At 66.5% G+C, this 6,991-nt stretch carries 6 protein-coding genes; 4 read left to right on the top strand and 2 right to left on the bottom strand.

Annotated features, from left to right (window positions below; all coding sequences use genetic code 11):
- Nucleotides 1-211 precede the first annotated feature (211 nt).
- Together BMZ38_RS13010 and BMZ38_RS13005 are read left to right on the top strand one after the other, a co-directional pair.
- A complete protein-coding gene (locus BMZ38_RS13010) occupies nucleotides 212-895 on the top strand; it encodes a rhomboid family intramembrane serine protease (RefSeq protein ID WP_175483776.1) in 684 nt (227 codons plus the stop codon).
- Between the two features lie 10 nt (nucleotides 896-905).
- Nucleotides 906-1,229 (top strand): DUF1820 family protein, encoded by a 324-nt coding sequence (locus tag BMZ38_RS13005; protein WP_091338350.1) that lies wholly within the window; start codon nucleotides 906-908, stop codon nucleotides 1,227-1,229.
- Nucleotides 1,230-1,271: 42 nt separating this feature from the next.
- Here the strand turns inward: BMZ38_RS13005 and BMZ38_RS13000 are convergent, their stop codons facing one another.
- On the bottom strand, nucleotides 1,272-1,994 hold the full coding sequence (locus tag BMZ38_RS13000; protein WP_091338347.1) for a glutamine amidotransferase: 723 nt from the start codon (nucleotides 1,992-1,994) through the stop codon (nucleotides 1,272-1,274).
- Between the two features lie 22 nt (nucleotides 1,995-2,016).
- Nucleotides 2,017-3,834: a type IV pilus assembly ATPase TfpB gene (tfpB, locus tag BMZ38_RS12995; protein ID WP_091338346.1), complete on the bottom strand. Its 1,818-nt coding sequence runs from the start codon at nucleotides 3,832-3,834 to the stop codon at nucleotides 2,017-2,019.
- Nucleotides 3,835-3,933: 99 nt separating this feature from the next.
- Between tfpB and glyQ the strand changes: the two genes are divergently transcribed.
- Nucleotides 3,934-4,845, top strand: a complete 912-nt coding sequence (gene glyQ, locus BMZ38_RS12990; RefSeq protein WP_091338343.1) for a glycine--tRNA ligase subunit alpha — start codon at nucleotides 3,934-3,936, stop codon at nucleotides 4,843-4,845.
- Nucleotides 4,842-6,986, top strand: a complete 2,145-nt coding sequence (glyS, locus tag BMZ38_RS12985; protein WP_091338342.1) for a glycine--tRNA ligase subunit beta — start codon at nucleotides 4,842-4,844, stop codon at nucleotides 6,984-6,986. Before glyQ ends, glyS begins: the two co-directional genes overlap by 4 nt.
- The last annotated feature ends 5 nt before the right edge of the window (nucleotides 6,987-6,991 follow it).

The raw sequence follows: 6,991 nt of genomic DNA, 5'->3' as shown, positions 1-6,991 counted from the left end.
TTGTCCATGCAAGAGTAGGTCACCGCCAGGGGCTTTATACGCAAAAACCCCCACCGTTTCGGTGGGGGTTTTTCTTTGCGCGTGAAATGGGGGCATCCGCCCGGCCAGATCGCAAGGTTTCCGGTGAAATCCGTGCGGAACGTGGTCAACCTTGGCTGGCCATGCATCTATGATGCGTAGAGACACGACGCCCCGCCGAGGAGACGCCGCCTTGTTCGTCCATGTGGAAACCCGGCGTCGCTCAGCCACGCAATGGGCAACGTTGCTGCTTGTGCTCCTGTGCGTGGCCAGCTTTGTCGCGCTTGCGCTGATGCCACCGCCACAGCGGATCTCGTTTCTGCTCGAGTGGGGCACGATTCCCGCCAATATCTTCGACACCCGCGAGGCGTTCTGGCGGCAGCTGGGCGACCCGGCGCTAGTGCGCCTTTTCACCGCGCTCTTCATCCACGTGGCCTGGATCCACCTGCTGAGCAACCTGCTGTTTCTAGTCATCTTCGGGCTGCCGGCGGAGCGCACGTTGGGCTCGGCGCGCTTTCTTTCGCTGTTTGTCGCCGGTGGCATCGTGGCAAACCTGGTCGGGGCACTGACGCTTGCAGGCGTGCGCCTGCCGATCATTGGCTGCAGCGGTGCGGTGTCGGCGGTGCTGGGCGCCTATGCGGCGCTGTTTCCGCGGGCGCGCCTCGGTCTGGTATTGCCGCTGGGTCTGTTTCTCGAATTCGTGCGTGTACCGGCTTATCTGTTGATCGGCATCTGGGTGCTGCTGCAGCTACTCTTCAGCTACGCCGGACCCAGCTATGGCGCGGTCGTGTGGTGGACGCACATCGCCGGATTCCTATTTGGTATGTTGTTCGCGCTATGTTCGCGCGAGGCCATCGCGCGCCGCCTGCGCGGCTAAACTGGCCGCCATGCACGCCAAGAAACTCTACAAAGTCACCTTCCTGCACCTGGGCAAGTGCTACGAGGTGTACGCACGGCACGTCGACACCAGCCCGCTATGGGGTTTCACCGAAGTCGGCGAGCTGGTATTCGAGCCGGCCGGCTCGGGGTTGCTGGTCGACCCCACAGAGGAGCGCCTACGCGAGGAATTTGCCGATACTCGTGTACTTCACCTGCCAATGCAGTCGATCGTCCGCATCGAAGAAGTCGACCGCAAAGGCGCACTGGTGATTCGCGAGGCCAGCGATGGGCAGAAGGTGACGCCGTTTCCGCTGCCGTCCAAGCCGCGCTGACCGGTCTGCAGTGTGGTGCGGGCCCTGGAGCAACGATCTTGGTCAGGCCGTGCTCAGCCCATGGCGCAAGCCGAAGCCGCGCATGACGCGGCGCGCGACCGGCGTGGCAGCGACTTCGCGCCAGATCTGGTGGGGATCGCTGCCTTCACGCTGCATCGCGTCGCGTTTGCGCCGGATATAGGCGCGCATCACGTCTGCGTTGAATTCAGGATGGAACTGGACGCTGACCGCATTGGGCCCGTAGCGGAGCAGGTGGTGTGGGTCGCGCGCCGAGCGGGCAAGCACCGTCGCGCCCGATGGAGTCTCCAACACACTTTGCTCGTGCGTAGTGTGGGCGCGGAAGCTGGCGGGTAGCCGCGCCGTGAGCGGATCCTGGGCAGCGGCCGGCGTCAGTTCGATCGGCAGGGTGCCGATTTCGCGCCCACCAGACAGGTAGTCCACGCGGCCGCCCAACGCGTGCGCCATCAGTTGGTGACCGTAGCAGACGCCGAACAGCGGCAGTTGCGCGTCCATTGCGTCACGGATCCAGCCGGCCGTGCGTTCGCTCCAGGCGGCGCGCTCGGTGACCATTGCCGCCGAACCGGTAATCAGCGCGCCGGCAACCTCCTTCGGTGCAGGCAGGCTCTCGTCCGCGGCGACGTCGACGACCCGCAGGCGGACCGGCGACAACGCAGCGCACAGGCGGAACCAGTGAGGGAAGTCGCCATGGCGCGCACGGATGGGGTCCGGCGCACGACCGGTGCGGACGATCAGGATGGGTTTCATGCGGACGTCTGGATGGCCAAGTCTAGGGCTGGCTTTCGTGTTCGATCGGAGGCAATACGGTGAGCACTTCCTGCACCGTGGTCAAGCCTTTGGCCACTTGCGCCGCAGCCGAGATGCGCAGGGGCTGCATGCCCTCGGCTAGCGCCCCCTCGCCGAAACGGGCCAGGTCGAGTTGGGCCGAGATCAGGCCACGCAACCGCGGGCTCAGCTTGAGCATTTCGTATACGCCGGTGCGGCCCATGAAACCGGTATTGCGGCACTCGAGACAGCCGACCGGCTCGTACACCTTCTTCGGTACCGGCAGCGACCAGCCATGGGTGAGCGCCGTCCAGGTATGCGGGTCCTGCTGCGCTTCACGCTTGCAGTGTGGGCACAACGTGCGTATCAGTCGTTGCGCCACGACGCCGGTCAGTGTGGACTGGATCAGGTAATGCGGCACGCCCAGGTCGAGCAGGCGGGTCACCGCACTGGGTGCGTCGTTGGTGTGCAGGGTGGACAGCACCAGGTGGCCGGTCAGCGAGGCCTGCACTGCCATCTGCGCGGTTTCCAGATCGCGGATCTCGCCGATCATGATGATGTCCGGATCCTGGCGCAGCAGCGTGCGCACGCCGGCGGCGAAGTCCAGCTCGATCGAGGCCTGTACCTGCATCTGATTGAGCTCGGAACTGACCATCTCGATCGGGTCTTCCACCGTACAGACGTTCAGTTCAGGCCGCGCGAGATGCTTGAGCGTGGAATACAGCGTGGTGGTCTTGCCCGATCCGGTCGGGCCGGTCACCAGCACGATGCCGTGCGGGCGCTCGACCATCGATCGCCATGCTTCGCCCTCCTGCGGCGAGAAACCAAGCTGGCCGAAATCCTTCGCCACGATGTCCGGATCGAAGATGCGCATCACCACCTTCTCGCCGAAGGCGGTAGGCATGGTCGAAATGCGCAGTTCCACCTCGCGGCCGGCCGAGGAGCGGGTCTTGATGCGTCCATCCTGCGGACGGCGCTTCTCCGCGACGTCCATCCGCGCCAGGATCTTGATCCGCGCGGTCACCGCGGTCATCACCGGCGGTGGCAGTTCGAACACCTTGTGCATCACGCCATCGATGCGGAAGCGCATCTGTCCCGCCTCACGCCGGGGTTCCAGATGGATGTCGGAGGCGCGCTGTTCGAACGCATACTGCAGCAGCCAGTCGACGATGTGCACGACGTGGCGGTCGTCCGCGCCAACCTCGCCTGCCTTGCCCAGTTCCACCAGTTGTTCGAAGTTGAGGATCGCCGCGGCACTGTCATAGCCGCTGCCCTTGGCGTCCTGCGCAAGCTGGATCGAGCGCTGCACCCCGTAGAACTCGGCCAGGAACCGGTTGATGTCCAGCGGGCTGGCCACCACCCGGCGCACGTCCCGGCGCAGCATCTGCGCCAGGTCGCTCGCCCAGGCGGCATCGAACGGCTCGCATGTGGCGAACGTCACCTCGCCTGGCGTGGCCGCCACCGGCAGGATGCGATGGCGAGTGGCGTAGGCATGGCTGACCACCTGGGTCACCGCCGCCACGTTGATCTTCATCGGGTCGATCTTGAGGTAGGGCAGCGCCGCCTGTCCGGCCAACCACTCGGTCAGGCCTTCCAGGCTCAGCGGACGCCCGGGTTCTCGCTGGTTGGGCAGTTTGGCGTTGGCGATCAGCACCAGCGGATGCAGCTCGACGGTGGCACGGCCGGCACGGGCGCCCATGCGCACGTTCTTCGCATCGTCGGCGGCCACGTAGCCATCGACCACCAGCGCGGCCAGCACGTCATCCAACCCAAGCCGGCCGCGGCGGCCGAGCAGGGATGCGATTTGCGGTGATGCGGCCATCGAAGACGGGCCTCCCCATGGTACGTTCGAGCGGCGCCGGGGCCAGTGCGGGCGCGGGCTTTGGCTATACTAACGCGCTTTGTTGTTGGGCCCATCGCCATGCCAGCGCGCACATTCCAGGACGTGATCCAGACCCTCAACCGCTACTGGGGCGCGCAAGGCTGCGTGCTGCTGCAGCCGCTGGATACCGAAGTCGGTGCGGGCACCTTCCATCCGGCGACTTTCCTGCGCGCGCTCGGCCCCGAGCCCTGGGCTGCCGCCTATGTGCAGCCGTCGCGCCGCCCGACCGACGGTCGCTATGGCGAAAACCCCAACCGCCTGCAGCACTACTACCAGTACCAGGTGGTGATGAAACCCAACCCGGAGAACATCCTGGAGCTCTACATCGGCTCGCTGAGGGAGCTGGGGCTCGACCCGCTGGTGCACGACCTGCGCTTTGTCGAGGACAACTGGGAGTCGCCCACGCTCGGCGCCTGGGGTCTGGGCTGGGAGGTGTGGCTCAACGGCATGGAGGTGACCCAGTTCACCTACTTCCAGCAGGCCGGTGGCCTGGAATGTCGCCCGGTGACCGGCGAAATAACCTATGGCCTCGAGCGCCTGGCGATGTACCTGCAAAATGTAGATAACGTTTATGACTTGATCTGGACTGATGGTCCCCGTGGAGTGGTCACCTACGGCGACGTGTTCCATCAGAACGAGGTCGAGCAGAGTACCTACAACTTCGAACACGCCAACGTTCCGGAGCTCCTGCGTTGGTTCGACGTGTGCGAGGCCACGGCCAACCAGCTGATCGCCGCCGGGCTGCCGCTGCCGGCCTACGAGCAGGTGATGAAGGCCAGCCACACCTTCAACCTGCTCGACGCCCGCCGCGCAATCAGCGTGACCGAGCGCCAGCGCTACATCCTGCGCGTGCGCACGCTCTCGCGCGCCGTCGCCGAAGCCTACGTGGCGCAGCGCGAGAAGCTCGGTTTTCCCGGCTTGAAGAAGGTTTCGAAGGAGCAGGCCGCATGAGTGCCGCCAAATCGCTGCTGATCGAACTGGGCACCGAGGAGCTGCCGCCCAAGGCACTCGACGAGCTGTCGCAGGCGTTCCTCGACGGCGTCGTCCAGGGCCTGGCCAAGCGAGGCATCGAAGGGGCGCTGGACGAGGCGCGTGCCTACTGCTCGCCACGCCGCTTGGCCGTGTACGTGCCAGCATTGGCCGGTACGCAACCGGAGCAGCATGTGGAACGCCGCGGTCCGGCGGTGAACACCGCGCTGGATGCACAGGGCCAGCCGTCGAAGGCGTTGATCGGTTTCGCCCAGTCCTGCGGCGTGGACGTGGCGCAACTGGAGAAGCTGGAGACCGACAAGGGAGCCTGGTTCGTGTTCCGCGCGGTCAAGCCCGGCCAGTCGCTGGCCGCGCTGCTGCCGGAGATTGTCGAGGAAGCGCTCAAGGGCCTGCCGATCCCGCGCCCGATGCGCTGGGCCGACCACGATTACGCCTTCGTGCGCCCGGCGCACTGGCTGGTCATGCTGCACGGCGCCGAGATCATCGACGGCGAAGTGCTGGGCCTGAAGAGCGGCCGCAAGTCGCGCGGCCACCGCTTCATGCATCCCAACCCCGTGCACGTGACCGATGCCGACGGTTGGCTCGACGCGCTACGCGCAGCCAAGGTGCTCGCCGACCCGCGCGAGCGGCGCGAGCGCATTCGCGGCGAAGTCGCCCGCGCCGCGGCGCAGACCGGTGGCGTGCCGCGGCTGGACGAGGCCTTGCTCGACGAGATCGCCAACCTCACCGAATGGCCAGCGGCGATCGCCTGTGCCTTCGAGCGCGAATTCCTGGCGGTGCCGCCGGAAGCGCTGGTCACCACCATGGAGACCAACCAGAAGTTCGTGCCCGTATTCGACGCCGCGGGCGTGCTCACCGAGCATTTCATCGGTATCGCCAACATCGAGTCAAAGGACCCGGCGGAAATCCGCAAGGGCTACGAGCGGGTGATCCGCCCGCGTTTCGCCGACGCCAAGTTCTTCTGGGACGAGGACCTCAAGACGCCGTTGGGTGACTACCAGGGTCCATTGAAGAACGTCACCTACCAGCAGGCCCTGGGCAGCCTGTGGGACAAGAGCGTGCGCGTGGCCGAACTGGCGCGGGTGATCGCCGCGCGCGTCGATGTCGATGCCGGGGCGGCGACCCGCGCCGCCTCCCTGAGCAAATGTGACCTGCTGACCCGCATGGTAGGCGAGTTTCCCGAATTGCAGGGCGTGATGGGTCGTTACTACGCGCAACGCCAGGGCGAGGGCGACGCCGTGGCCAGGGCGCTGGACAGCTACTACCAGCCACGCTTCGCCGGCGACGCCATTGCGGCCGACAAGGTGGGCCAGGTACTGGCGGTGGCCGAGCGGCTGGACACGCTCGCGGGTATCTTTGCCGTGGGCATGAAGCCCAGTGGCAACAAGGACCCGTTCGCGCTGCGCCGTGCTGCGCTGGGCCTGGCCCGCACGCTGGTGGAAGCCGGTCTGGAGCTGGACCTGCGCGCCAGCTTCGCCGAAGCGCTGGAACTGTTGCCGGAGGCTGCGCTCGTCGCCGGCATCAAGCCCGGCAAGGACGGCAAGCCGCCCGCCTTCGACGCCGGCGCGCGACGCACTGCATTGCTCGCTGAATTGGTCGATTTCGTCGTGGACCGCCTGCGTGGTTACTACGCCGAGCTGGGCTTCACCGCCGAACAGTTCGAGGCAGTGCTGGCGGTGAAGCCGGACACGCTGCCCGATTTCGACCGCCGCCTGCGCGCCGTGGCGGAATTTGGCCGCCGGCCGGAGGCGGCCAGCCTGGCTGCGGCCAACAAGCGGGTGGCGAACATCCTGCGCAAGGCGGAAGAGGAAACCGGCGTGGCGCCGGGAGGCCCGGTCGATCCGGCCTGCTTCGAATCACCGGCAGAGCACGAGCTGACGGAAGCGCTCGATGCCGCATTGGCCGACACCGCTGCGCCACGCGGAGCCGGCGACTACACCGCCGTGCTGGCGCGTCTGGCCCAGCTGCAGGCACCGGTCGATGCGTTCTTCGACAGCGTGCTGGTCAATGCCGAGGACCCCCGCGTGCGGGCCAACCGGCTGGCCCTGCTGGCGAGTCTCAAGGCGCAATTCGCCGCGGTGGCCGATATCGCGCGCCTGTGACGCCG

Source organism: Frateuria terrea (assembly GCF_900115705.1).
Taxonomy (GTDB): domain Bacteria; phylum Pseudomonadota; class Gammaproteobacteria; order Xanthomonadales; family Rhodanobacteraceae; genus Frateuria_A; species Frateuria_A terrea.
The sequence above is the reverse complement of the archived record's forward strand: the minus strand, read 5'-3'. Positions and strand labels throughout refer to the sequence as shown.

Excerpts from the sequence above, each read along its gene's own strand:
- BMZ38_RS13005 (WP_091338350.1), top strand. The coding sequence starts at position 906 with ATGCACGCCAAGAAACTCTACAAAGTCACCTTCCTGCACCTGGGCAAG.
- BMZ38_RS13000 (WP_091338347.1), bottom strand. The coding sequence starts at position 1,994 with ATGAAACCCATCCTGATCGTCCGCACCGGTCGTGCGCCGGACCCCATC.
- tfpB (WP_091338346.1), bottom strand. The coding sequence starts at position 3,834 with ATGGCCGCATCACCGCAAATCGCATCCCTGCTCGGCCGCCGCGGCCGG.
- glyQ (WP_091338343.1), top strand. The coding sequence starts at position 3,934 with ATGCCAGCGCGCACATTCCAGGACGTGATCCAGACCCTCAACCGCTAC.
- glyS (WP_091338342.1), top strand. The coding sequence starts at position 4,842 with ATGAGTGCCGCCAAATCGCTGCTGATCGAACTGGGCACCGAGGAGCTG.